Source organism: Sphingomonas caeni (assembly GCF_026013415.1).
GTDB lineage: Bacteria > Pseudomonadota > Alphaproteobacteria > Sphingomonadales > Sphingomonadaceae > Sphingomonas > Sphingomonas caeni.
The window spans coordinates 166,959-189,167 of record NZ_JAPDOK010000001.1 but is presented as its reverse complement, the minus strand read 5'-3'; the positions used below and the strand labels follow the sequence as shown (position 1 = coordinate 189,167).

General features: G+C 65.3%; 33 protein-coding genes and 1 pseudogene. All 34 read left to right on the top strand.

Annotated elements, in window-relative coordinates:
* Positions 1-111 (top strand): annotated as a pseudogene (gene rpsL, locus OF829_RS01075) (30S ribosomal protein S12); the annotation flags it as partial.
* Between the two features lie 58 nt (positions 112-169).
* A complete protein-coding gene (gene rpsG, locus OF829_RS01070; RefSeq protein WP_264938098.1) occupies positions 170-640 on the top strand; it encodes a 30S ribosomal protein S7 in 471 nt (156 codons plus the stop codon).
* A 104-nt stretch (positions 641-744) separates the two neighbouring features.
* Positions 745-2,820 carry an elongation factor G gene (fusA, locus tag OF829_RS01065; protein WP_264938097.1) on the top strand — a complete coding sequence of 692 codons (2,076 nt, stop codon included), beginning with the start codon at positions 745-747 and terminating at the stop codon, positions 2,818-2,820.
* 93 nt (positions 2,821-2,913) lie between these two features.
* The gene (gene tuf, locus OF829_RS01060) at positions 2,914-4,107 is read left to right on the top strand and encodes an elongation factor Tu (RefSeq protein WP_264938096.1); all 1,194 of its coding nucleotides are present in this window, start codon (positions 2,914-2,916) and stop codon (positions 4,105-4,107) included.
* A gap of 145 nt (positions 4,108-4,252) precedes the next feature.
* Positions 4,253-4,564 carry a 30S ribosomal protein S10 gene (gene rpsJ / locus OF829_RS01055; protein ID WP_010545719.1) on the top strand — a complete coding sequence of 104 codons (312 nt, stop codon included), beginning with the start codon at positions 4,253-4,255 and terminating at the stop codon, positions 4,562-4,564.
* Positions 4,565-4,881: 317 nt separating this feature from the next.
* The gene (gene rplC / locus OF829_RS01050; RefSeq protein WP_264938095.1) at positions 4,882-5,742 is read left to right on the top strand and encodes a 50S ribosomal protein L3; all 861 of its coding nucleotides are present in this window, start codon (positions 4,882-4,884) and stop codon (positions 5,740-5,742) included.
* Between the two features lie 2 nt (positions 5,743-5,744).
* Positions 5,745-6,371 carry a 50S ribosomal protein L4 gene (rplD, locus tag OF829_RS01045; RefSeq protein ID WP_264938094.1) on the top strand — a complete coding sequence of 209 codons (627 nt, stop codon included), beginning with the start codon at positions 5,745-5,747 and terminating at the stop codon, positions 6,369-6,371.
* Complete coding sequence (locus OF829_RS01040; RefSeq protein ID WP_264938093.1) at positions 6,364-6,678, top strand: 50S ribosomal protein L23; 315 nt, start codon at positions 6,364-6,366, stop codon at positions 6,676-6,678. Before rplD ends, OF829_RS01040 begins: the two co-directional genes overlap by 8 nt.
* A 4-nt stretch (positions 6,679-6,682) precedes the next feature.
* Positions 6,683-7,531: a 50S ribosomal protein L2 gene (gene rplB / locus OF829_RS01035; RefSeq protein ID WP_264938092.1), complete on the top strand. Its 849-nt coding sequence runs from the start codon at positions 6,683-6,685 to the stop codon at positions 7,529-7,531.
* Complete coding sequence (gene rpsS, locus OF829_RS01030) at positions 7,532-7,807, top strand: 30S ribosomal protein S19 (RefSeq protein ID WP_264938091.1); 276 nt, start codon at positions 7,532-7,534, stop codon at positions 7,805-7,807.
* Positions 7,807-8,184, top strand: a complete 378-nt coding sequence (gene rplV / locus OF829_RS01025) for a 50S ribosomal protein L22 (RefSeq protein ID WP_264938090.1) — start codon at positions 7,807-7,809, stop codon at positions 8,182-8,184. Before rpsS ends, rplV begins: the two co-directional genes overlap by 1 nt.
* Positions 8,184-8,885, top strand: coding sequence for a 30S ribosomal protein S3 (gene rpsC / locus OF829_RS01020; RefSeq protein WP_264938089.1), 702 nt, complete (start codon positions 8,184-8,186; stop codon positions 8,883-8,885). The genes rplV and rpsC overlap by 1 nt, the downstream gene beginning before the upstream one ends.
* 11 nt (positions 8,886-8,896) lie before the next feature.
* The gene (gene rplP, locus OF829_RS01015; RefSeq protein ID WP_264938088.1) at positions 8,897-9,328 is read left to right on the top strand and encodes a 50S ribosomal protein L16; all 432 of its coding nucleotides are present in this window, start codon (positions 8,897-8,899) and stop codon (positions 9,326-9,328) included.
* A gap of 5 nt (positions 9,329-9,333) precedes the next feature.
* Positions 9,334-9,537: a 50S ribosomal protein L29 gene (gene rpmC, locus OF829_RS01010; protein WP_264938087.1), complete on the top strand. Its 204-nt coding sequence runs from the start codon at positions 9,334-9,336 to the stop codon at positions 9,535-9,537.
* A gap of 13 nt (positions 9,538-9,550) precedes the next feature.
* Positions 9,551-9,817, top strand: a complete 267-nt coding sequence (gene rpsQ / locus OF829_RS01005; RefSeq protein WP_264938086.1) for a 30S ribosomal protein S17 — start codon at positions 9,551-9,553, stop codon at positions 9,815-9,817.
* Between the two features lie 81 nt (positions 9,818-9,898).
* Complete coding sequence (gene rplN / locus OF829_RS01000; protein ID WP_264938085.1) at positions 9,899-10,267, top strand: 50S ribosomal protein L14; 369 nt, start codon at positions 9,899-9,901, stop codon at positions 10,265-10,267.
* Positions 10,267-10,584: a 50S ribosomal protein L24 gene (rplX, locus tag OF829_RS00995; protein WP_264938084.1), complete on the top strand. Its 318-nt coding sequence runs from the start codon at positions 10,267-10,269 to the stop codon at positions 10,582-10,584. Before rplN ends, rplX begins: the two co-directional genes overlap by 1 nt.
* Entirely contained in the window at positions 10,577-11,155 is a 579-nt protein-coding gene (gene rplE / locus OF829_RS00990; protein ID WP_264938083.1) for a 50S ribosomal protein L5, read from the top strand. The genes rplX and rplE overlap by 8 nt, the downstream gene beginning before the upstream one ends.
* A gap of 18 nt (positions 11,156-11,173) precedes the next feature.
* Positions 11,174-11,479 (top strand): 30S ribosomal protein S14, encoded by a 306-nt coding sequence (rpsN, locus tag OF829_RS00985; RefSeq protein WP_264938082.1) that lies wholly within the window; start codon positions 11,174-11,176, stop codon positions 11,477-11,479.
* A 10-nt stretch (positions 11,480-11,489) separates the two neighbouring features.
* A complete protein-coding gene (rpsH, locus tag OF829_RS00980; RefSeq protein WP_264938081.1) occupies positions 11,490-11,885 on the top strand; it encodes a 30S ribosomal protein S8 in 396 nt (131 codons plus the stop codon).
* A 1-nt stretch (position 11,886) separates the two neighbouring features.
* Positions 11,887-12,420 (top strand): 50S ribosomal protein L6, encoded by a 534-nt coding sequence (gene rplF / locus OF829_RS00975; protein WP_264938080.1) that lies wholly within the window; start codon positions 11,887-11,889, stop codon positions 12,418-12,420.
* Positions 12,420-12,776, top strand: a complete 357-nt coding sequence (gene rplR, locus OF829_RS00970) for a 50S ribosomal protein L18 (protein ID WP_264938079.1) — start codon at positions 12,420-12,422, stop codon at positions 12,774-12,776. Before rplF ends, rplR begins: the two co-directional genes overlap by 1 nt.
* A 2-nt stretch (positions 12,777-12,778) precedes the next feature.
* Positions 12,779-13,498, top strand: a complete 720-nt coding sequence (rpsE, locus tag OF829_RS00965) for a 30S ribosomal protein S5 (RefSeq protein WP_264938078.1) — start codon at positions 12,779-12,781, stop codon at positions 13,496-13,498.
* 6 nt (positions 13,499-13,504) lie between these two features.
* Complete coding sequence (gene rpmD, locus OF829_RS00960) at positions 13,505-13,681, top strand: 50S ribosomal protein L30 (RefSeq protein WP_264938077.1); 177 nt, start codon at positions 13,505-13,507, stop codon at positions 13,679-13,681.
* 46 nt (positions 13,682-13,727) lie between these two features.
* Positions 13,728-14,267, top strand: a complete 540-nt coding sequence (gene rplO / locus OF829_RS00955) for a 50S ribosomal protein L15 (RefSeq protein ID WP_264938076.1) — start codon at positions 13,728-13,730, stop codon at positions 14,265-14,267.
* A 101-nt stretch (positions 14,268-14,368) separates the two neighbouring features.
* Positions 14,369-15,718 carry a preprotein translocase subunit SecY gene (gene secY, locus OF829_RS00950; RefSeq protein ID WP_264938075.1) on the top strand — a complete coding sequence of 450 codons (1,350 nt, stop codon included), beginning with the start codon at positions 14,369-14,371 and terminating at the stop codon, positions 15,716-15,718.
* A 27-nt stretch (positions 15,719-15,745) separates the two neighbouring features.
* Positions 15,746-16,399, top strand: a complete 654-nt coding sequence (locus tag OF829_RS00945) for an adenylate kinase (protein ID WP_264938074.1) — start codon at positions 15,746-15,748, stop codon at positions 16,397-16,399.
* 265 nt (positions 16,400-16,664) lie between these two features.
* Positions 16,665-16,826 (top strand): hypothetical protein, encoded by a 162-nt coding sequence (locus OF829_RS00940; RefSeq protein WP_264938073.1) that lies wholly within the window; start codon positions 16,665-16,667, stop codon positions 16,824-16,826.
* Between the two features lie 109 nt (positions 16,827-16,935).
* Positions 16,936-17,628 (top strand): response regulator transcription factor, encoded by a 693-nt coding sequence (locus tag OF829_RS00935; protein ID WP_264938072.1) that lies wholly within the window; start codon positions 16,936-16,938, stop codon positions 17,626-17,628.
* Positions 17,629-17,635: 7 nt separating this feature from the next.
* Positions 17,636-18,982 (top strand): sensor histidine kinase, encoded by a 1,347-nt coding sequence (locus OF829_RS00930; protein WP_264938071.1) that lies wholly within the window; start codon positions 17,636-17,638, stop codon positions 18,980-18,982.
* A 383-nt stretch (positions 18,983-19,365) separates the two neighbouring features.
* The gene (gene rpsM, locus OF829_RS00925) at positions 19,366-19,734 is read left to right on the top strand and encodes a 30S ribosomal protein S13 (RefSeq protein ID WP_264938070.1); all 369 of its coding nucleotides are present in this window, start codon (positions 19,366-19,368) and stop codon (positions 19,732-19,734) included.
* Positions 19,735-19,748: 14 nt separating this feature from the next.
* A complete protein-coding gene (rpsK, locus tag OF829_RS00920; protein WP_264938069.1) occupies positions 19,749-20,138 on the top strand; it encodes a 30S ribosomal protein S11 in 390 nt (129 codons plus the stop codon).
* 108 nt (positions 20,139-20,246) lie between these two features.
* Positions 20,247-21,314, top strand: coding sequence for a DNA-directed RNA polymerase subunit alpha (locus tag OF829_RS00915; RefSeq protein ID WP_264938068.1), 1,068 nt, complete (start codon positions 20,247-20,249; stop codon positions 21,312-21,314).
* A 211-nt stretch (positions 21,315-21,525) separates the two neighbouring features.
* Complete coding sequence (locus tag OF829_RS00910) at positions 21,526-22,209, top strand: hypothetical protein (RefSeq protein WP_264938067.1); 684 nt, start codon at positions 21,526-21,528, stop codon at positions 22,207-22,209.

The window sequence follows — 22,209 nt, the reverse complement described above, 5'->3', positions numbered from 1 at the left end:
CGCGACCTTCCCGGCGTGCGCTATCACGTGCTGCGCGGCGTGCTCGATACCCAGGGCGTCAAGGACCGCAAGCAGAGCCGTTCGAAGTACGGCGCCAAGCGCCCCAAATAAGCAGCCAAAGTAAGCCCCGGACAGGTTCCGGATCCGCTGAAGCATAAAGGAAAAGCCAATGGCTCGTCGTCGTCGTCCCGAAAAGCGGGAAATCCTGCCTGATCCCGTGTACGGGGATGAGGTTCTCTCCAAGTTCATGAATTCGGTCATGCTCGACGGCAAGAAGGCCGTCGCCGAGGGCATCGTCTATTCGGCGCTCGAAACCGTCGAGCAGCGCGCCAAGCGCGAGCCGATCGGCGTGTTCCATGACGCGCTGAACAATATCAAGCCGGGCATCGAGGTCCGTTCGCGCCGCGTCGGCGGCGCGACCTACCAGGTCCCCGTCGAGGTCCGTCCGGAGCGTGCGCAGGCGCTCGCGATCCGCTGGCTGATCGCCTCGGCGCGCAACCGCAGCGAGCACACCATGTCGGCCCGCCTCTCGGGCGAGCTGCTGGACGCCGCCAACAACCGCGGCAACGCGGTGAAGAAGCGCGAAGACACCCATCGCATGGCCGAAGCGAACCGCGCCTTCAGCCACTACCGCTGGTAATCGCAGGGCCGCTCTCCGGGGCGGTCTGGCACTGGTAATTTCGTTACCCATATAACGGGAGGTCGGATCGTCCGGCCTCCCATATCGCTAAGGAAATGATCGTCATGGCCCGCAGCCATCCGCTCGAGAAGTATCGCAACATCGGCATCATGGCCCACATCGATGCCGGCAAGACGACGACGACCGAGCGCATCCTCTATTACACCGGCAAGTCCTACAAGATCGGCGAGGTCCATGAGGGCACCGCGACGATGGACTGGATGGAGCAGGAGCAGGAGCGCGGCATCACGATCACGTCAGCGGCGACGACGTGCTTCTGGAACGATCACCGCATCAACATCATCGACACGCCCGGCCACGTCGATTTCACCATCGAGGTCGAGCGTTCGCTGCGCGTGCTCGACGGCGCGGTCGCGTGCTTCGACGGCGTCGCGGGCGTCGAGCCCCAGTCGGAGACGGTGTGGCGCCAGGCCGAGAAGTACAACGTGCCGCGCATGTGCTTCGTCAACAAGCTCGACCGCATGGGCGCGAACTTCGAGCGCTGCGTGGAGATGATCAAGGATCGTCTCGGCGCGCGTCCGGCCGTGCTCTATCTCCCGATCGGCATCGAGGGCGGGTTCAAGGGCCTGGTCGATCTGGTCAACAACGAAGCGATCATCTGGCTCGAGGAGTCGCTGGGCGCGAAGTTCGAGATCACCGCGATCCCCGACGACCTGAAGGATGCCGCCGAGGCCGCGCGCCTCGAGCTGATCGAGATGGCTGTCGAGCAGGACGACGGCGCGATGGAGGCCTATCTCGATGGCAACCTTCCCGATGCCGCGACGCTCAAGGCGCTGATCCGCAAGGGCACGCTCAACTTCTCGTTCGTCCCCGTGCTGTGCGGTTCGGCGTTCAAGAACAAGGGCGTCCAGCCTTTGCTCGACTGCGTCGTCGACTATCTGCCGAGCCCGCTCGACATCCCGCCGGTCCAGGGCCTCAAGCTCGACGGCGAGACCCCCGATTCGCGTCCGCCCGAAGACGATGCGCCCTTCTCGGCGCTCGCGTTCAAGATCATGAACGATCCCTTTGTCGGCACGCTCACCTTCGCGCGCATCTATTCGGGCAAGCTCGAAACCGCGTCGCAGGTGACCAATTCGGTCAAGGACAAGAAGGAAAAGGTCGGCCGCATGCTGCTGATGCATGCGAACGACCGTGAGGACATCCAGGTGGCGTATGCCGGCGACATCGTCGCGCTGGCGGGGCTCAAGGATACCACGACCGGGGACACGCTCTGCGCGATCAACGCGCCGATCATCCTCGAGCGCATGGAGTTTCCGGAGCCCGTCATCGAGGTGGCCGTCGAGCCCAAGACCAAGGCCGACCAGGAGAAGATGGGCGTCGCTCTGAATCGCCTGGCGCGCGAGGACCCCTCGTTCCGCGTGACCTCGGACGTCGAGAGCGGCCAGACCATCATCAAGGGGATGGGCGAGCTCCATCTCGAGATCTTGGTCGACCGCATGAAGCGCGAGTTCAAGGTCGAGGCGAATGTCGGCGCGCCGCAGGTGGCGTATCGCGAATATCTCGCGAAGCCGGTGGACGTGGACTACACGCACAAGAAGCAGTCGGGCGGTACCGGTCAGTTCGGCCGCGTGAAGGTCAAGGTCACGCCGGGCGAGCGCGGTTCGGGCATCATCTTCAAGGACGAGATCAAGGGCGGCAATATTCCCAAGGAATATATCCCCGCGATCGAGAAGGGCTTCCGCGAGACGGCGGCCACGGGCTCGCTGGTCGGCTTCCCGATCATCGACTTCGAGGTTCTGCTGTATGACGGCGCGTACCACGACGTCGACTCGTCGGCGCTGGCGTTCGAAATCTGTGCCCGCGGCGCGATGCGCGAAGTGGCCCAGAAGTCGGGCATCAAGCTGCTCGAGCCGATCATGAAGGTCGAGGTCGTCACTCCGGAGGACTATCTGGGCGACGTCATCGGCGACATGAACAGCCGCCGTGGCCAGATCCAGGGCACCGATACGCGGGGCAACGCGCAGACGGTGGAGGCGATGGTGCCGCTCGCGAACATGTTCGGTTATGTGAACCAGCTCCGCTCGTTCACCCAGGGCCGCGCGCAGTACAGCATGCAGTTCTCGCATTACGACGAGGTTCCCGCGAACGTCGCCGAGGAAGTGAAGGCCAAGCTGGCGTAAGCCGGGCTGGCATAATCAGGAAACAGCCGCTATGGGGCCGCCTTCCGGCGAGTCCCTGGGCGGCGCGGAATAGACCCAGAAGGTAGGAAAACAATGGCGAAGGCAAAATTCGAGCGGAACAAGCCGCACCTCAACATCGGCACCATCGGTCACGTCGACCATGGCAAGACGTCGCTGACGGCCGCCATCACCAAGGTTCTGGCCGAGACGACCGGCGGTGAAGCCGTCGACTTCGCCAACATCGACAAGGCGCCCGAAGAGCGCGCCCGCGGCATCACCATCTCGACCGCGCACGTCGAGTATGAGACCGAAGCGCGCCACTATGCGCATGTCGATTGCCCCGGCCACGCCGACTATGTGAAGAACATGATCACCGGCGCGGCGCAGATGGACGGCGCGATCCTCGTGGTCGCCGCCACCGACGGCCCGATGCCGCAGACCAAGGAGCACATCCTGCTCGCGCGTCAGGTCGGCGTGCCGACGATGGTCGTGTTCCTCAACAAGGTCGATCTGGTCGACGACGAGGAAATCCTCGAGCTGGTCGAGATGGAGGTCCGTGAGGAGCTTTCGAAGCGCGACTTCGACGGCGACAACATCCCCATCATCCGCGGTTCGGCCACCGCCGCGCTCTCGGGCTCGGACGACGTGCTCGGCAAGCAGGCGATCCTGGCGCTGATGAAGGCGGTCGATGAGTCGATCCCGCAGCCCGAGCGTCCGCTCGACAAGCCGTTCATGATGCCGATCGAAGACGTGTTCTCGATCTCGGGCCGCGGCACGGTCGTCACCGGCCGCGTCGAGACCGGCATCGTCAAGGTTGGCGAGGAAGTCGAGATCGTCGGCATCCAGGAAGCCGTCCGCAAGACCACCGTCACGGGCGTCGAAATGTTCCGCAAGCTGCTCGATCAGGGCCAGGCCGGCGATAACATCGGCGCGCTGATCCGCGGCGTCGGCCGTGAAGAGGTCGAGCGTGGCCAGGTGCTCGCCAAGCCGGGTTCGATCAAGCCGCACACCGACTTCCAGTCGTCGGTCTATGTGCTGTCGAAGGACGAGGGCGGCCGTCACACGCCGTTCTTCGCGAACTATCGTCCGCAGTTCTACTTCCGCACGACCGACGTGACCGGCACCATCGAGCTGCCCTCGGGCACCGAGATGGTCATGCCCGGTGATGAAGTGGCTCTTGGCGTCAAGCTCATCGCGCCGATCGCCATGGACGTCGGCCAGCGCTTCACGATCCGTGAAGGCGGCCGTACCGTCGGCGCGGGCGTCGTCGCCTCGATCGACAAGTAAGCAAAATCCAGCCGCCCGGCGCTTCAGCAAACGAAGCGCCGGGCGGTTGATTTTTGTCAGAGGCACCTGTAAGGGCCCGCCTCCAGTTTCACACGAACAGCAAGAGCTTCGTTAGAAGCCCGCTCTTTCAAATCGGCAGGACACCATGGAAACCCAGAATATCCGCATTCGCCTGAAGGCGTTCGACCACCGAGTGCTCGACCAGGCTGCCGGCGACATCGCCGACACCGCGCGACGTACCGGCGCGCTGATCCGTGGCCCGATCCCCCTGCCTACCCACATCGACAAGTTCACCGTGAACCGCGGCCCGCACATCGACAAGAAGTCGCGCGAGCAGTTCGAGACCCGCACCTACAAGCGCATGCTGGACATCGTTCAGCCGACCCCGCAGACGGTCGACGCGCTGATGAAGCTGGACCTCGCCGCCGGCGTCGATGTCGAGATCAAGCTGGCTTGATCGAAAACCCATCCCGCAGGGGTGGACATGGAAGCGAAGCTGACCTAAAGGCGCGCCTCCAACCGAGTTTCGCACTCCCCGAATCGGGTGAGTGCAGGCGCCTCGACCGGATCTGAAGGATCCAACGCAAGGCGCCACAGAGGGTAAAACCTCAAACGAGATAGGGATACCGCCGGGCTTGCCCGGGCCTGCGTCCCCCGTCGTTTCCGCTTTCGGGCGGGAACTCAGCCCAGACGGGGGCTCGCATCGCATTTTTGGGCTGAGGCACGCACCCGAGGGGCTTTTCCCGAGGGTGCCTCTGTATAGGAGCATGGATCATGCGCACTGGCGTGATCGCGAAGAAGTTGGGGATGACCCGCGTATTTCAGCCCGATGGCCGGCATGTGCCCGTCACCGTCCTGAGCCTCGAGGGTCTCCAGGTTGTCGGCCAGAAGACCGCGGACCGCGACGGTTATGTCGCCGTCCAGCTCGGCGCCGGCACCGCGAAGGCGAAGAATGTCGCCAAGCCGCAGCGCGGCGTATTCGGCAAGGCCGAGGTCGAGCCCAAGGCGGTCGTCGCGGAATTCCGCGTCGATGCTGATGCCCTGCTCGATATCGGCGCCGAAATCTCGGCCGACCATTATGTCGCCGGCCAGTTCGTCGATATCCAGGGCAAGACCCAGGGCAAGGGCTTCCAGGGCGGCATGAAGCGCTGGGGCTTCGGGGGCATGCGCGCGACGCACGGCGTCTCGATCAGCCACCGTGCGCTTGGTTCGACCGGTCAGCGCCAGGATCCGGGCAAGGTCTTCAAGAACAAGAAGATGGCCGGCCATATGGGCGACAAGAACCGCACCCAGCAGAATCTCGAAATCGTCGGCACCGACGTCGAGCGCGGCCTGATCTTCGTCAAGGGCTCGGTGCCCGGATCGAAGGGCGGCTGGCTGTTCGTCAAGGATAGCGTGAAGATCGCTGCGCCTGAGGGCGTTCCGTTCCCCGCCGCGATCCGCGATCCGAAGCATGGCGAAGAGCATGTCGTGATGTCGGTCGAAGAAGGCGCGATCCATGAGATCCCGCACGATCCGAGCGCAGAAGAAGTTGCAGCCGGCGTTGCCGCTGCCGACGCCCATGGCGCCGGTCAGACCGATGCCGAAATCAGCGGCGCCACCGATGGCGACGCCACCACCGGCCAGGAGGGCTGAACGTGAAGGTCAAGGTTCAAACCCTCGACGGCAAGGCTGCCAAGGGCGCCGAGCTCGAGCTCAACGACGAGATTTTCGCCGTCGAGCCCCGCGCGGACATCCTGCACCGCGTCGTCACCTGGCAGCTCGAGAAGCGCCGCGCCACCGCGCGCGGTACCCGCGAGCGCTCGGATGTCGCGCGTACAGGCAAGAAGTTCGGCCGCCAGAAGGGTGGCGGCACCGCCCGTCACGGCGACCGCAAGGCGCCGATCTTCATCGGCGGCGGCAAGGCGCATGGCGCCCGCGTCCGTGACTTCAATCCGTCGCTGAACAAGAAGGTCCGCCAGCTCGGCCTGCGCATGGCGCTGTCGAGCCACGCCAAGGCCGGCTCGCTCGTCGTCCTCGACAATCTGGCGATCGACCCGAAGACCAAGGCGCTGACCGCGAGCTTCGCGAAGCTGGGCCTGGGCAAGACGCTGGTGATCGATGGCGACGCCGTCGAGACCAACTTCGCGCTGGCGGCGGGCAACGTCCACACCGTCAACGTGCTGCCGGCGATCGGCGCCAACGTCTACGACATCCTGAAGCACGACACGCTGGTTCTCACCCGCGCTGCCGTCGAGAAGCTGGAGGCGCGCTTCAATGGCTAAGAAGCAGAAGGCCGCTGTCGACAACCGTCATTATGACGTGATCGTCGCGCCGCACATCACCGAAAAGTCGACTTTGGTCTCCGAGCACAACGCGGTTGTGTTCAAGGTGGCTGGCGACGCGACCAAGCCCGAGATCAAAGCCGCCGTCGAGGCGCTGTTCTCGGTCAAGGTCACCGGCGTCAACACCATCGTCCAGAAGGGCAAGACCAAGAAGTGGAAGGGCAAGCCCTACCAGCGGTCTGACATGAAGAAAGCGATCGTGACGCTCGCCGATGGCGACCAGATCGACGTGACGACGGGGATCTGAGGCAATGGCACTCAAGAATTACAATCCGACGTCGCCGGCTCGCCGTGGCCTGATCCTGATCGACCGTTCGGGTCTGTTCAAGGGTCGCCCGGTCAAGGCGCTGACCGAGGGCAAGAACAAGACCGGCGGCCGCAACAACAAGGGCCATGTCACCTCGCGCGGCATCGCGGGCGGCCACAAGCAGCGCTATCGCATCGTCGATTTCAAGCGCCGCCTGTGGGACGTCGAGGGCACCGTGGAGCGGATCGAATATGATCCTAACCGCACCGCCTTCATCGCGCTCGTCAACTATGGCGACAGCCCCGAGGGCAAGGCCAATGTCGCGTACATCATCGCGCCGCAGCGCCTCGCCGTCGGCGACAAGGTGATCGCGGGCAAGAAGACCGACGTGAAGCCGGGCAACGCGATGGAACTCGCGTCGATGCCGGTCGGCACGATCGTGCACAATGTCGAGATGAAGCCCGGCAAGGGCGGCCAGATCGCGCGTTCGGCGGGCACCTATGTGCAGGTCGTCGGCCGTGACCGCGGCATGGTGATCGTCCGCCTCAACTCGGGCGAGCAGCGCTACATCCACGGCAATTGCATGGCGACCGTCGGCGCGGTGTCGAACCCCGACAACCAGAATACCAATCTGGGCAAGGCCGGCCGCAACCGTTGGAAGGGCATCCGCCCGCTGACCCGCGGCGTCGCCAAGAACCCGGTCGATCACCCCCATGGCGGCGGCGAAGGCCGGACCTCGGGCGGCCGTCATCCGGTTACGCCCTGGGGCAAGCCGACCAAGGGTGCCCGCACTCGTCACAACAAATCGACCGACAAGATGATCATCCGGTCGCGTCACGCGAGGAAGAAGTAAATGGCTCGTTCCATCTGGAAGGGTCCGTTCGTGGACCTCCATCTGCTGAAGAAGGCGCAGGTCGCTCAGGAGACCAACGCGCGCGCGCCGATCAAGACCTGGTCGCGCCGCTCGACGATCCTGCCGGACTTCGTCGGCCTGACCTTCAGCGTCTATAACGGCCGCAAGTTCGTGCCGGTCTCGGTCAACGAGGATATGGTCGGCATGAAGCTCGGCGAGTTCGCGCCGACGCGCTTCTTCCCCGGCCATGCCGCCGACAAGAAGGGCAAGCGCTGATGTCCAAGCCTAAGGCACCCCGTCGCGTTGCCGATAACGAGGCTCTCTCGGTCGGCACGCAGATTCGCGGTTCGGCGCAGAAGCTGGGCCTCGTCGCGGCGCTGATCCGCGGCAAGAAGGTCGGCGATGCGATGAACATCCTCCAGTTCTCGACCAAGGCGATGGCCGTGGACGCGCGCAAGGTGCTCGCCTCGGCGATCGCCAATGCGGAGAACAACCACAACCTCGACGTCGACGCGCTCGTCGTCGCCGAGGCGTCGGTCGGCAAGTCGATCACGATGAAGCGCTTCCACACCCGCGGCCGTGGCAAGTCCACCCGCATCCTGAAGCCCTTCAGCCGTCTTCGTATCGTCGTCCGCGAGCAGGAAGAAGCATAATGGGTCAGAAGAGCAATCCGATCGGCCTGCGCCTCCAGATCAACCGGACCTGGGATAGCCGCTGGTACGCCGAGGGCGCCGATTATGGCCGCCTGCTGCTGGAGGATCTCAAGATCCGCCAGTTCATCATGAAGACGCTGCCCCAGGCCGCGATCTCGAAGGTGGTGATCGAGCGTCCGGCCAAGCTGTGCCGCATCTCCATCTATGCCGCGCGCCCCGGCGTGATCATCGGCAAGAAGGGCGCGGACATCGAGAAGCTGCGCAAGACGCTCGGCGCGATGACCAGCTCGGACGTGAGCCTGAACATCGTCGAGATCCGCAAGCCCGAAGTCGACGCCAAGCTCGTCGCGCAGGGCGTTGCCGAGCAGCTCGAGCGCCGCATCGCCTTCCGCCGCGCGATGAAGCGCGCGGTGCAGTCGGCGCTGCGTCTCGGCGCCGAGGGCATCCGGATCACCTGCGGCGGCCGTCTCGGCGGCGCCGAGATCGCGCGCACCGAATGGTATCGCGAGGGCCGGGTTCCGCTGCACACGCTGCGCGCCAATGTCGATTACGCCGAAGCCACTGCACACACCGCCTATGGCGTGTGCGGCGTGAAGGTGTGGATCTTCAAGGGCGAGATCCTGGGCCACGATCCGATGGCGCAGGACCGGCTCAATGTCGAAGCGCAGACCTCGGGCGTTCGCCCCGATCCGCGCCGCTGAGGACATAGACAATGCTGCAACCGAAAAAGACCAAGTTCCGCAAGCAGTTCAAGGGTCGCATTCATGGCGATGCCAAGGGCGGCGCGACGCTGAACTTCGGCTCGTACGGCCTGAAGGCGATGGAGCCCGAGCGGATCACCGCGCGTCAGATCGAGGCGGCCCGCCGCGCGATCACGCGCCACATCAAGCGCCAGGGGCGTTTGTGGATCCGCATCTTCCCGGACGTGCCGGTCTCGTCCAAGCCTGCCGAAGTCCGCATGGGCTCGGGCAAGGGCGGTCTCGAATATTGGGCGGCGCGCGTGAAGCCCGGCCGCATCTTGTTCGAACTGGATGGCGTTCCCGGCCCGCTCGCCGCGGAAGCTTTCAGCCGCGCCGCGATGAAGCTGCCGATCAAGACCAAGGTCGTGGCGCGCCTCGGCGACACGTCGCACCTGGAGGGTTGAACAAGATGACGAAAGCACACGACCTTCGGGCGAAGACCGAGGACCAGCTGACCGAGCAGCTCGGCGAGCTCAAGCGCGAGGCGTTCAACCTCCGTTTCCAGGCCGCGACGAGCCAGCTCGAGAAGCCGAGCCGCGTGAAGGAGGTCCGCAAGGACATCGCCCGCATCAAGACGCTGCAGAACGAGCGCTCGCGCTCGGCTGCGAAGTAAGAGGACGAGACACATGCCGAAGCGCGTGCTGACCGGGAATATTGTCTCGGACAAGGGCGACAAGACGGTTGTCGTGCTGGTGGAGCGGAAGGTGAAGCACCCGCTCTACGGCAAGATCATCCGCCGCTCGAAGAAGTACCACGCCCATGACGAGGGCAACGAATACAAGGCCGGCGAGACCGTGCGCATCGAAGAGACTGCGCCGCTGTCGAAGCTGAAGACCTGGAAGGTGATCGAGCGGGTCAACACCCACGCGACGCCAGCCAAGGCCGACGCCTGAAGCCATTCGGCCCCCAAGGCCGTGTTTTAGTGGAACCCCCGGGACGTGTCTCGGTAGGCCAAGAGAGAAGGAACCGGATCGATGATCCAGATGCAGTCCAATCTCGACGTCGCTGACAATAGCGGCGCGAAGCGGGTGCAGTGCATCAAGGTGCTGGGCGGCTCGAAGCGCCGCGTGGCCGGTGTGGGCGACGTCATCGTCGTCAGCATCAAGGAAGCTGCTCCCCGCGGCAAGGTGAAGAAGGGTGACGTGCATCGCGCGGTCATCGTCCGCACCGCCAAGGACATCCGCCGTCCCGATGGCTCGGTGATCCGCTTCGACGGCAATGCCGCGGTGCTGGTCAACAAGAACGAGGAGCCGATCGGCACCCGTATCTTCGGGCCGGTGGTTCGCGAGCTGCGCACGCGCGGCTTCATGAAGATCATCTCGCTCGCTCCTGAGGTGCTGTAATGGCTGCTGCGAAGATCAAGAAGGGCGATCGGGTGATCGTCCTGTCGGGCAAGGACAAGGGCCGCACCGGCGACGTGATCCAGGCGCTCCCCAAGGAGGGCAAGGTCATCGTCGAGGGCATCAACGTTCATGTCCGTCACACCAAGCCGAGCCAGGGCGACCCGCAGGGTGGCCTGAAGCGTTCTGCGGCGCCGATGCATGCCTCGAAGGTCGCGCACGTGACCGCCGACGGCAAGGCCACGCGCGTCCGTTTCGAAACCCGTGACGGCAAGAAGGTCCGCGTCGCCGTCAAGACCGGGGAGGTCATCAATGGCTGACAAATACGTGCCGCGCATGCGTTCGAAGTACGACTCGGAGATCGCCAAGGCGATGACCGAGAAGTTCGGCTACAAGAACGTCATGGAGGTCCCCAAGATCACCAAGATCACCCTGAACATGGGTGTCGGTGAGGCGACCCAGGACAAGAAGAAGGTCGAGCAGGCAGCCCAGGAAATGGAGCTGATCGCCGGCCAGAAGCCTGTCATCACCAAGGCGAAGAAGTCGATCGCGCAGTTCAAGCTGCGCGAGGGCATGCCCGTCGGCTGCAAGGTCACGCTGCGCCGCGAGCGGATGTTCGAGTTTCTCGACCGCCTGATCACCATCGCAATGCCCCGCATCCGCGATTTCCGTGGCGTGAACCCGAACAGCTTCGACGGCCGTGGCAACTATGCCATGGGCATCAAGGAGCAGATCGTGTTCCCCGAGATCAACTATGACCGCATCGAAAAGGTGCGCGGCATGGACGTGATCGTCACCACCACCGCAAAGACCGACGACGAGGCCCGCGAGCTTCTCCGTCTCTTCGGCTTCCCCTTCCCGCTTGACGCGGAAGAGAAGCAGGCAGCGTAACAAAGAGAGCTTAAGTCCATGGCGAAACTGAGTTCGATCAACAAGAATGAGCGTCGCAAGAAGCTGGTGAAGAAATATGCCGGCCGTTATGCGAAGCTGAAGGCAATGGCGAAGGACCAGTCGCTCGACGATACCGAGCGCCTGATGGCCCGTCTGAAGATGGCCGAGATCCCCCGCAACGGGAACCCCGGCCGCGTTCGCAACCGTTGCGAGATTACGGGCCGCCCGCGCGCCTATTACCGCAAGTTCCGTCTCGCCCGCGTCATGCTGCGCGATCTCGCCCTTCGTGGCCTGATCCCCGGTGTCGTGAAGTCGAGCTGGTAAGGACTGACAGATGGCTTTGACCGATCCCCTGGGTGATATGCTCACCCGCATCCGCAACGGCCAGCGCGCCCGGAAGGACTCCGTCCTGACGCCGGCGTCGAAGCTTCGTGCGCGGGTTCTCGATGTCCTCCAGCGCGAGGGTTATATCCGTGGCTATTCGGACGAGCAGATGGGCCCCGCGGCCGGCATCCGCATCGAGCTGAAATATTTCGAGGGCCAGCCGGCGATCAAGCATGTCGCCCGCGTCTCGAAGCCCGGCCGCCGCGTCTATTCGGGTTCGCAGGATCTTCCGCGCATCCGCAACGGCCTCGGCATCACGATCGTTTCGACGCCCAAGGGCGTTCTCTCGGACGCGGAAGCGCGCGAGCAGAATGTCGGCGGCGAAGTGCTGGCGGAGGTCTTCTGATATGAGCCGCATTGGCAAAAAGCCCGTATCGATTCCGAGCGGTGTCACCGCTTCGATCGATGGCGGCGTGCTGAGCGTGAAGGGGCCGAAGGGCGCCCTGTCGCTCACGCTGCGCGACGAGATCAGCTATTCGCTCGACGATGGCGGCATCCTGGTGAAGCCGGCCAACGACAGCAAGGCGGCGCGGGCCTTTTGGGGCATGCAGCGCACGCTGGTGCAGAACCTGGTGACCGGCGTGACCGAGGGCTTCTCGAAGAAGCTGCTCATCACCGGCGTCGGCTTCCGCGCGAATGCGCAGGGCAAGGTGCTCAAGCTCCAGCTCGGCTTCTCGCACGACGTGAACATCGACGTGCCGGAAGGCATCGAGATCAAGACCCCCGATCAGACCACGGTCGAGATCTCGGGTATCGACAAGCAGAAGGTCGGCCAGATCGCGGCCGAGATTCGCCGTTGGCGCAAGCCCGAGCCCTATAAGGGCAAGGGCATCAAGTATGACGGCGAGTATATCTTCCGCAAGGAAGGGAAGAAGAAGTAATGACCAAGGGTCTCTCGCTCTTCGACAAGCGCCGCCGGCGCAACCGCACCGCGCTTCGCGCGCGCAGCGGCGGCCGTCCCCGCCTGTCGGTCCATCGTTCGGGCAAGCATATCTATGCCCAGGTGATCGACGATGCCGCGGGCAAGACGCTCGCTTCGGCCTCGACGCTCGAAAAGGATGTGCGCGGTTCGACCGGCGCCACCGTCGCGGCGGCGCAGGAAGTCGGCAAGCGTCTGGCGGAAGCGGCCAAGAAGGCCGGCGTCACCCAGGTCGTCTTCGATCGCGGTGGCTTCCTCTATCATGGCCGCGTCAAGGCGCTGGCCGATGCCGCTCGTGAGAGCGGGCTGGAGTTCTGAGAATGGCTGACGAAATCAACACGACCGAAGCAGCGCCCGTCGAGGGTGGCTTCGACGCCGGCCAGGAGCAGGGCCGTGGCCGTGGCGGCCGTGGCCGCGGCGGCCCCGGTGGCGGCCGTGGCGGTAACGATCGTGGCGGCCGTGGCCGTCGCGACGACCGCAATGCGCGCGGGGGTCCCGGTGACGATGGCGGCGAGGAGCTGATCGAAAAGCTCGTCCACATCAACCGCGTCTCGAAGACGGTGAAGGGCGGCAAGCGCTTCGGCTTCGCGGCGCTCGTCGTCGTGGGCGACGGCAAGGGCCGCGTAGGCTTCGGCCATGGCAAGGCGCGCGAAGTGCCGGAAGCCATCTCGAAGGCCACTGCGGCTGCCAAGAAGGCGATGGTCCGCGTGCCCCTCAAGGAAGGCCGCACGCTGCATCACGACGGCAAGGGCCATTTCGGTGCCGGCCTGGTGACGCTCCGTTCGGCGCCGCAGGGCACCGGCATCATCGCGGGCGGCCCGATGCGCGCCGTCTTCGAGAGCCTGGGCGTTGCCGATGTGGTGACCAAGTCGGTCGGCACTTCGAACCCCTACAACATGATCCGCGCCACCTTCGAGGCGCTGGGTGAGCAGACTTCGCCGAAGTCGGTCGCTCAGCGGCGCGGCAAGAAGATCGCCGACCTGCTCGGCCGCGGTGGTTCGCAAACCGCCGAGGCGGACGCGGCTGCGATTGCGGAGTAAGCGAACATGGCGAAGATCAAGATCAAGCAGACCGGTTCGCCGATCCGCCGCCAGAAGGTCCAGCGCGCGACGCTGATCGGCCTGGGGCTGAACAAGATGCACCGCGTGTCGGAGCTCGAGGACACCCCCGAGGTCCGCGGCATGATCCGCAAGGTGCAGCATATGGTCGAGGTTCAGGACTAATCTCCTGACCTTCGATGCGCGACAAAAGCGAAAGCGAGTGCAAATAATGAAACTGAACGACATCCGCGACAATCAGGGCGCCCGCAAGGAGCGCGTTCGCGTCGGCCGTGGCATCGGCTCGGGCTTGGGCAAGACCGCCGGCCGCGGCCAGAAGGGCGCCAAGGCGCGCTCGGGCGTCGCGATCAACGGCTTCGAGGGCGGCCAGATGCCGCTTCACATGCGGATCCCGAAGCGCGGCTTCAACAATGTCTTCGCCAAGGACTATGCCGAGGTGAATCTGGGCATGATCCAGAAGGCGATCGACGCGGGCAAGCTGACCGCGACCGACATCACCCAGGCTGAGCTCGACGCGGCGGGCCTGACCCGCGGCGGCAAGGACGGCGTCCGCCTGCTCGCCAAGGGCGAACTCAAGGCCAAGCTGAACTTCACCGTCGCCGGTGCTTCGAAGAGCGCGGTCGCCGCGGTCGAGAAGGCGGGCGGTACCGTGACGATCCCCGTGATCGTTCCGGCGAACGAGAAGCATGCGGCCAAGCACCGCAAGACGCAGGAAGCCAAGAAGGCTGCCGCCAAGGCTGCGAAGGCTTAAATTCGCGGGGGGCTTAGACAAGCCCGCTCAGGCACCTATATGGGCGGCGGGGGCTTGGAAAAGGTCCCGCCGCCTTTTGATTATCGGGACACGGAAACTCCATGGCTAGCGCAGCCGACAATCTCGCCTCCAGCATCAGCCTGTCGAAGTTCGCCCAGGCGACCGACCTCAAGAAGCGCCTGTGGTTCACGCTGGGCGCGCTGATCGTCTTCCGCCTGCTCAGCTATGTGCCGATCCCCGGCATCGACGCGACCGCGCTGAACCTGCTGGCGCAGAAAACGCAGGGCGGCGTGCTCGATTTCTTCAACAACTTCACCGGCGGCGCGCTCAACCGCGCGTCGGTCGTCGCGCTCGGCGTGATGCCTTACATCACCGCCTCGATCGTGGTGCAGCTCGCGACCTCGCTGTCGCCGACGCTCAACGCGATCAAGAAAGAGGGCGAGAGCGGGCGCAAGCGGCTCAATCAATATACGCGCTACGGCACCGTCGCGCTCACCATGATCCAGGGCTATGTGATCGCCACCGGCCTCGAGAATGCGACCAATTCGCCGGTGATCGATCCGGGCTGGATGTTCCGCGCGGGCGCGGTGATCAGCCTGGTCGGCGGCACGCTGTTCCTGATGTGGATCGGCGAGCAGATCACCAGCCGCGGCATCGGCAACGGCATCTCGCTGATCATCATGGCGGGTATCGTCGCGCGCCTGCCGCAGACGCTGATCCAGCTGTTCGAGCAGGGCCGCACCGGGGCGATGGGACCGCTGATCCTGCTCGCCATCATCCTCGGCGTCGCCGCGCTGGTGCTGTTCATCTGCTTCATGGAGCGCGCCCAGCGCCGCATCCTGATCCAATATCCAAAGCGCCAGACCGCGCGCGGGGTGCAGGCGGAGCGCAGCCATCTGCCGCTCAAGCTCAACACCGCCGGCGTGATCCCGCCGATCTTCGCCTCGTCGCTGCTGCTGCTGCCGCTGACGATCAGCCAGTTCGCGGGCCAGGCCACGACGACTGAGGGCTGGTGGGGCGAGACGCTCCTGTTCCTCAACACCTATCTGCGCCACGGATCGCTGATCTACATGTCGCTGTACGGCGCGGGGATCATCTTCTTCTGCTTCTTCTACACGGCCGTCGTGTTCAATCCGGAAGAGACCGCGGACAATCTCAAGCGCTATGGCGGGTTCATCCCCGGCATCCGTCCGGGCAAGAATACCGAGGTCTATTTCGATTATGTGCTGACGCGCATCACCGTGATCGGCGCGGCCTATCTGACGCTGATCTGCCTCGTCCCCGAATCGCTGACCGCGGCGATGCAGATTCCGTTCCTGATGGGCGGCACTAGCCTTCTCATCGTCGTCAACGTAACCATGGATACGGTGACGCAGATCCAGTCGCACTTGCTGGCCCACCAGTATGGCGACCTGATCAAGAAGGCGAAGCTGAAGGGCCGCACGCGCTAAACGCGCGGCGTAACGAGGGGACCGGTGTTGAACATCATCCTGTTGGGCCCGCCGGGAGCCGGCAAGGGCACCCAGGCAAGCCGTCTGGAAGCGGACCGGGGCATGGTCCAGCTCTCCACAGGCGACATGCTGCGCGCCGCGGTCAAGGCGGGCACGCCGGTCGGGCTCAAGGCCAAGGCGGTGATGGAGGCGGGCGAGCTCGTTTCGGACGAGATCGTCTCGGGCATCATCGACGATCGCCTCGGCGGGCTCTCGGCGGATCAGGGGACGATCTTCGACGGCTATCCGCGCACCGCGCCCCAGGCCGAATCGCTCGATACGATCCTCGACGCGCATGGCCGCAAGCTCGATCACGTCATCGAACTGTCGGTCGATGAAGATGCGCTGGTCGAGCGCATCACCGGCCGCTTCAGCTGCGCCAATTGCGGCGCCAACTATCACGACAAATTCAAGCTGCCCGCGGTCGAAGGCACCTGCGACGTGTGCGGCCATCACGAGTTCAAGCGCCGCCCCGACGATAACGAGGAAACGGTGCGTACCCGCATGGCCGAATACCGCGCCAAGACCGCGCCGATCCTGCCGCTCTACGAAGCGCGCGGGATCGTCAGCCGGGTGGACGGGATGGCGGACATCGAACACGTCACCGCCGCGATCGAGGCGATCCTCGACGGGAAGGGGTGAGCGACGTTTTCCCCTCCCTCTTAGGGAGGGGCTAGGGGTGGGTTAGAAAAGGCCGGGGCTCGATGCCCCGGCCTTTTCTGTTTGTGGCACGCTGGGGAGGCTCGCTTCGCTCGCCACCCACCCCCGACCCCTCCCTTGCAGGGAGGGGAGAAAAAGCCCCCAATCATGAAGCTTTTTTAATCCGCCCGTCACCGGATCGCACGGGTCCCGCGGCGTAGAGACATCTCCACGGCAGGCGCATCGCCGGCCGAAAGGAGATTGCACCATGAAGCTTCGTTTCCTTGCCCCCGTCGCCGCCACGGTCGCGCTGATCGCGGCCCCGGCGATGGCCGCTACCCCGGGCCGTCATCACAAGGCCCGCACCGAAAAGCCCGCCAAGCCCGCCAAGCCGGCGAAGCCCGCCAAGGCCGCGAAGAAGGCGAACTGAGCCCCCAACATCTCCCAAATGCCCTCGGGAGATGCTCCGGCCGGCGGGACTCCTCTTCCCGCCGGCCACTTTGCGTTCTAACGGGGCGCAGATTGGCGAGGCGCCCGGCATGACCCGCAAGATCCTGATCGTAGAAGATGACGCGGCCGCCGCCGCCTATCTCGCCAAGGGCCTGGCCGAGGCCGGCTTCTCCGCGGAGACCGCACGCGACGGGCGCGACGGGCTGTTCCTCGCGAGCGAAGGCATTTTCGACGCGATGATCGTCGATCGGATGCTGCCCGGGCTCGACGGGCTCGCGATGATCGCCGCCACCCGCGCCGCGGGCGTGCGCACCCCCGCCTTGGTCCTCTCCGCGCTCGGCACCGTTGACGACCGGGTCGACGGGCTCAACGCAGGGGCCGACGATTATCTCGTCAAACCCTTCTCCTTCGCCGAGCTGCTCGCCCGGATCGAGGCCTTGCTCCGCCGCGAGGAACGCGCCGCCGCCGCCGAGCCGGTGGCGAAGCTGACCGTCGGCGATCTCGAGATCGACCTGCTCGCCCGCGCCGTCACCCGCCAGGGCCGCGCCATCCCGCTGGGCGCGCGCGAATTCAACCTGCTCGAATATCTCGCGCGCAATGCGGGGCAGGTCGTCACGCGCACGATGATGATCGAGAAGATCTGGAACTATCATTTCGATCCGGGATCGAATGTGGTCGATGTCCATATGAGCCGGCTGCGGCGCAAGATCGAAGAGGGCTTCGCGACGCCGATCCTCCACACCGTGCGGGGCGCCGGCTACAAGCTCGGGCTCGAGTCCTAGGATCGGCATGAAGCTTTCGATCACCGCGCGGCTCGCGCTGCTGGCGATCGGGCTCGCGCTTATCTCGTCGCTCGCACTCGCCGGGTTCGTCTGGCAGGCGACGCAGGACGACGCGATCGGCGAACTCCGGCGCGACACGATCGAGCAATCAGACGCGCTGTTCGCAGTGTGGCAATCGGGCGGCGCCCCCGCGCTCGGACGGGCGATCGCCGCGGCGCAGGAGGGCGACGACACGCTCGTCGCCGAGCTGGTCGACGGCACCGGCGCCCGGATCGCCGGGGTGGGGCCGGAGCATCTTTCCTTCGCGCCCGCGCCGGGCGCCACCGGCTTCCGCATCGAGCGGCTCGGCACCAGCGGCCCCTGGGCGGCGGAGGAGGCCGGGTTCGTGGTCCGCCAGCTCGGCAATCGCTGGCTGGTGAGCGGGCGGATGCTCGACGATTGGGAGCGCGCCCAGCGCACCATCGAGCGCGCGCTCGTCCTCGCGGTCATCCTCGCGGTACTGCTCGGTATTGCGGGCGGGCTGGTCCTCACCCGCTATGTCTCGCGCCGCCTCGATCATATCGCGGGGGCGGTCGATGCGGTGACCGCGGGCGATCTCGGCCGCCGGGTCGCGACCTCGGGGGGCGACGCGTTCGACCGGCTCGGCGGGCGGATCAACCAGATGCTCGACCGGATCGACGGTCTGGTCGGCGAGCTGCGCGTGGTGACGGACAGCATCGCCCATGATCTCCGCTCGCCCATCGCGCGCCTGCGCGCCCGTGCCGATACCGCGCTCGCCGCCGCAGACTCGGGCCAGCGCGACGCGGCGCTCGCGGGGCTGATCGCCGAGACCGACCTGGTCACGCGGATGCTCGGCGTGCTGCTCGAGATCAGCCGGACCGAGGCGGCGAGCCGCGACGCCTTCGCCCCGCTCGAACCCGCGACGCTGATCGAGGAGATCGCCGATCTCTACGAACCGGTCGCCGAGGAGGCCGGGCTCAGCTTTGACGTGGCGACCGCGCCGGACATCCCGGCGATCCCGCTCCACCGCGAACTCCTGTCGCAGGCGGTCGCCAATCTGATCGACAACGCCATGCGCCACGCCGGCGGCGGGGGTGCCATCGCGCTGTCGCTCGGGGCGGGGGAGGGCGAACTCCAGATCGCCGTCGCCGACCGAGGGCCCGGCATCGCCGAGGCCGACCGCGCCGAGGCGCTGCGCCGCTTCGGCCGACTCGATTCGGCGCGCAGCCTTCCCGGCGCGGGCCTGGGGCTTGCGCTCGCTGATGCGGTCGCGCGGCTGCATCGCGGGCGGCTCGAACTGGGCGACAACGCCCCCGGCCTCGTCGCCACTTTGGTGCTGCCGTTTCCCATCTAGTGCTGGGCTCGTTTTCCTGAATCGTCATCCCGGCGAAAGCCGGGACCCGGAGCCAAGCAGTTCATCGCTCGTGACCCTGGGTCCCGGCTTTCGCCGGGATGACGGACGGTTCAGCCTTGATAAGGCAAGCCGCGAACCCGTCCCGAAACGCGCCGAACACGCGCTTGGCACCGGACCCGCAAAGGTATATAACTCCGCTCCCGAACTAATGCAGCCACGGCGCTTGACAGTGCCGGTGCGGCTGCATATGTCGCGCATCTTCCGAGACCCCCGGTCGACCGGCAGCGCTTCCTGCGCTCGCCGCCAATCGTGCGTTTCGGTGCAACGCGTTGAGATGGGGTGCGCTGCCATGCGGACCCCGTGGAGCTGGAGGAACTTAATCCATGGCACGTATTGCGGGTGTCAACATCCCGACCAACAAGCGCGTGATCATCGCGCTGCAGTATATCCACGGCATCGGCCCCGCAAAGGCCAAGCAGATCACCGACAAGCTGGGCATCACGCCCGAACGCCGCGTCCAGGACCTGTCGGACCAGGAAGTGCTGCAGATCCGCGAGACGATCGACGCCAATCACACCGTCGAGGGTGATCTCCGTCGCGAAACCGCGATGAACATCAAGCGCCTGATGGACCTGGCCTGCTATCGCGGCCTGCGTCATCGCAAGGGCCTCCCGGTCCGTGGCCAGCGCACGCATACCAATGCGCGCACCCGCAAGGGCAAGGCCAAGCCGATCGCCGGCAAGAAGAAGTAAGGGAGCGCTGAGAAATGGCACAGGCACCGCAGCGCCTCCGTCGGCGCGAACGCAAGAACATCACCGCGGGCGTCGCCCATGTGAATGCGTCTTTCAACAACACCATGATCACGATCACCGATGCCCAGGGCAACGCGATCTCGTGGTCGTCGGCCGGCATGATGGGCTTCAAGGGCTCGCGCAAGTCGACCCCGTACGCGGCGCAGGTCGCGGCGGAAGACGCCGGCAAGAAGGCCGCCGAGCATGGCGTCCGGACGCTGGAAGTCGAAGTGAAGGGTCCGGGTTCGGGCCGCGAGAGCGCGCTTCGTGCGCTTCAGGCGGTCGGCTTCCAGATCACGTCGATCCGCGACGTGACTCCGATCCCGCACAATGGCGTGCGTCCGTCGAAGCGTCGTCGCGTCTGATCTAACTTCTGTCCCGGACGCGGGGCCGCGGCAGCGGTTCCGGTCCGGGCCGGCACTTTATCGGCAAGTGAGGCCCCCTTCTCACTCGCCCAACCAGAGGGAAAGCCCGTGTCCGTCAACGCTAAGAACTGGCAGGAACTCAAAAAGCCCAGCGGTCTCGAGAAAAAGGCCGGTGGTGACTCGAAGAAGAAGGCGACCTTCGTCGCCGAACCGCTCGAGCGGGGCTTCGGCCTGACGCTCGGCAACGCGCTGCGCCGCGTGCTGCTCTCGTCGCTCCAGGGCGCCGCGATCACCTCGATCAAGATCGAGAATGTGCTGCACGAGTTCAGCTCGCTCGCGGGCGTCCGCGAGGACGTGACCGACATCGTGCTCAACGTGAAGCAGCTCGCGATCCGCATGCAGGGCGAGGGGCCGAAGCGCCTCCAGCTCTCGGCGACGGGTCCCGCCGAAGTGAAGGCCGGCGACATCGCGGTTTCGGGCGACATCGAGGTGATGAACCCCGAGCTGGTGCTGTGCCACCTCGACGAGGGCGCGACGCTCAACATGGAGCTGACCGCCGACACCGGCAAGGGATACGTCCCCGCCGCGTCGAACCGCCCGGCGGACGCCCCGATCGGCCTGATCCCGATCGATGCGCTGTACAGCCCGGTCCGCCAGGTCTCGTACAAGGTCGAGAATACCCGCGTCGGCCAGGAGCTGGACTACGACAAGCTCACGCTGACCGTCGAGACCGACGCGACGATCACCCCGGAGGACGCCATCGCCTACGCAGCGCGCATCCTGCAGGACCAGCTCGCTTTGTTCGTCCACTTCGACGATTCGGCGATGACGCGTCAGGCGCCTGTTGCACAGGGCGGTATGCCCGCCGCGCCGACGGCCGACACCGGCGACACCGCGCAGATCAACCGTTACCTGCTCAAGAAGGTCGATGAGCTCGAACTGTCGGTGCGTTCGGCGAACTGCCTCAAGAACGACAACATCATCTATATCGGCGATCTGGTCCAAAAGACCGAAGCCGAGATGCTGCGCACCCCGAACTTCGGCCGCAAGTCGCTCAACGAGATCAAGGAAGTGCTTTCGAGCATGGGCCTTCGCCTGGGCATGGAAATCCCGGGCTGGCCGCCCGAGAATATCGAAGAGATGGCGAAGAAGCTTGAGCAGGAAATCATGGGGTAACCCCACGATTTCGGGCCAGGAACAAGTGAAGGGCCGTCCCGGATGGGGCGGCCCTTTCGCGTTGGGGGGTCGTCAAACCTGTACGCGGGCTGAACACATATTTTGATAATGTTTCCGATCCCAATACGTTACAGCGAAATGACGCTTGCCAAGCCCGCATTTCTCCCAATAATATCAATCGCGGGTAGGGAGGGGTTTTTACTTGCGAGCCATGTTTGTGCTTGCCGCGCTTCTGTGCGGCAACTTTCCGCTGTGCGCCTTCGCGCAAGCTGTGCCCGGCGCTGCTGTTGCGGCGGCGCCCGTCGCTGAGTCCACGGCGCCGCCCGCCGAGGCGCCGCCGGCAGCGCCCGCCGCCGATCCCTGTACCGACTGTATCACCATTCCCGCGCTCACGGTCGTGACGGTGGAGATTATGGTCGATCTGGGCAGCAAGATCAGTAAGAGCGGTGACACCTTCCCGATCCGCCTCGCGGCGCCGATCGTCGTGAACGGCGTCGAAATCGTCCCCGCCGGGGTCACCGGCATGGGCGAGGTGATCCACGCCAAGAGGAGCGGCGGCAGCGGCGCTGCGGGCGAGCTGGTGCTCGCCGCACGCTATCTGGAAGTCGATGGGCGGCGGCTGCGATTGCGCAGCATGAACCTCTCGGCCAATGGCCGCTCGAACATCAATACCGCCTTCGCGATCAGCGCGGTAGGGCCACCGGTGGTTGGCTTCCTCATCAAGGGCAAGCAGGCGAACGTGCCCGCAGGTACCATCGCCGATGCCAAGACCGCGGAAGCATTCTCGATGGTGCCGATGCCCGCAGCTACCGCGCCCGAGGCGCCGGCCGCGCCCGCCCCGGCGGCGCCGCCGGAAACCACTGCAAAAGCAAACCCACAAGAGGGAGGGAAGTAA

Bases quoted from the DNA above. Each gene is read 5' to 3' on its own strand.
- rpsG (WP_264938098.1), top strand. From the start codon at position 170: ATGGCTCGTCGTCGTCGTCCCGAAAAGCGGGAAATCCTGCCTGATCCC.
- fusA (WP_264938097.1), top strand. From the start codon at position 745: ATGGCCCGCAGCCATCCGCTCGAGAAGTATCGCAACATCGGCATCATG.
- tuf (WP_264938096.1), top strand. From the start codon at position 2,914: ATGGCGAAGGCAAAATTCGAGCGGAACAAGCCGCACCTCAACATCGGC.
- rpsJ (WP_010545719.1), top strand. From the start codon at position 4,253: ATGGAAACCCAGAATATCCGCATTCGCCTGAAGGCGTTCGACCACCGA.
- rplC (WP_264938095.1), top strand. From the start codon at position 4,882: ATGCGCACTGGCGTGATCGCGAAGAAGTTGGGGATGACCCGCGTATTT.
- OF829_RS01040 (WP_264938093.1), top strand. From the start codon at position 6,364: ATGGCTAAGAAGCAGAAGGCCGCTGTCGACAACCGTCATTATGACGTG.
- rplB (WP_264938092.1), top strand. From the start codon at position 6,683: ATGGCACTCAAGAATTACAATCCGACGTCGCCGGCTCGCCGTGGCCTG.
- rpsS (WP_264938091.1), top strand. From the start codon at position 7,532: ATGGCTCGTTCCATCTGGAAGGGTCCGTTCGTGGACCTCCATCTGCTG.
- rplV (WP_264938090.1), top strand. From the start codon at position 7,807: ATGTCCAAGCCTAAGGCACCCCGTCGCGTTGCCGATAACGAGGCTCTC.
- rpsC (WP_264938089.1), top strand. From the start codon at position 8,184: ATGGGTCAGAAGAGCAATCCGATCGGCCTGCGCCTCCAGATCAACCGG.
- rplP (WP_264938088.1), top strand. From the start codon at position 8,897: ATGCTGCAACCGAAAAAGACCAAGTTCCGCAAGCAGTTCAAGGGTCGC.
- rpmC (WP_264938087.1), top strand. From the start codon at position 9,334: ATGACGAAAGCACACGACCTTCGGGCGAAGACCGAGGACCAGCTGACC.
- rpsQ (WP_264938086.1), top strand. From the start codon at position 9,551: ATGCCGAAGCGCGTGCTGACCGGGAATATTGTCTCGGACAAGGGCGAC.
- rplN (WP_264938085.1), top strand. From the start codon at position 9,899: ATGATCCAGATGCAGTCCAATCTCGACGTCGCTGACAATAGCGGCGCG.
- rplX (WP_264938084.1), top strand. From the start codon at position 10,267: ATGGCTGCTGCGAAGATCAAGAAGGGCGATCGGGTGATCGTCCTGTCG.
- rplE (WP_264938083.1), top strand. From the start codon at position 10,577: ATGGCTGACAAATACGTGCCGCGCATGCGTTCGAAGTACGACTCGGAG.
- rpsN (WP_264938082.1), top strand. From the start codon at position 11,174: ATGGCGAAACTGAGTTCGATCAACAAGAATGAGCGTCGCAAGAAGCTG.
- rpsH (WP_264938081.1), top strand. From the start codon at position 11,490: ATGGCTTTGACCGATCCCCTGGGTGATATGCTCACCCGCATCCGCAAC.
- rplF (WP_264938080.1), top strand. From the start codon at position 11,887: ATGAGCCGCATTGGCAAAAAGCCCGTATCGATTCCGAGCGGTGTCACC.
- rplR (WP_264938079.1), top strand. From the start codon at position 12,420: ATGACCAAGGGTCTCTCGCTCTTCGACAAGCGCCGCCGGCGCAACCGC.
- rpsE (WP_264938078.1), top strand. From the start codon at position 12,779: ATGGCTGACGAAATCAACACGACCGAAGCAGCGCCCGTCGAGGGTGGC.
- rpmD (WP_264938077.1), top strand. From the start codon at position 13,505: ATGGCGAAGATCAAGATCAAGCAGACCGGTTCGCCGATCCGCCGCCAG.
- rplO (WP_264938076.1), top strand. From the start codon at position 13,728: ATGAAACTGAACGACATCCGCGACAATCAGGGCGCCCGCAAGGAGCGC.
- secY (WP_264938075.1), top strand. From the start codon at position 14,369: ATGGCTAGCGCAGCCGACAATCTCGCCTCCAGCATCAGCCTGTCGAAG.
- OF829_RS00940 (WP_264938073.1), top strand. From the start codon at position 16,665: ATGAAGCTTCGTTTCCTTGCCCCCGTCGCCGCCACGGTCGCGCTGATC.
- OF829_RS00935 (WP_264938072.1), top strand. From the start codon at position 16,936: ATGACCCGCAAGATCCTGATCGTAGAAGATGACGCGGCCGCCGCCGCC.
- OF829_RS00930 (WP_264938071.1), top strand. From the start codon at position 17,636: ATGAAGCTTTCGATCACCGCGCGGCTCGCGCTGCTGGCGATCGGGCTC.
- rpsM (WP_264938070.1), top strand. From the start codon at position 19,366: ATGGCACGTATTGCGGGTGTCAACATCCCGACCAACAAGCGCGTGATC.
- rpsK (WP_264938069.1), top strand. From the start codon at position 19,749: ATGGCACAGGCACCGCAGCGCCTCCGTCGGCGCGAACGCAAGAACATC.
- OF829_RS00910 (WP_264938067.1), top strand. From the start codon at position 21,526: ATGTTTGTGCTTGCCGCGCTTCTGTGCGGCAACTTTCCGCTGTGCGCC.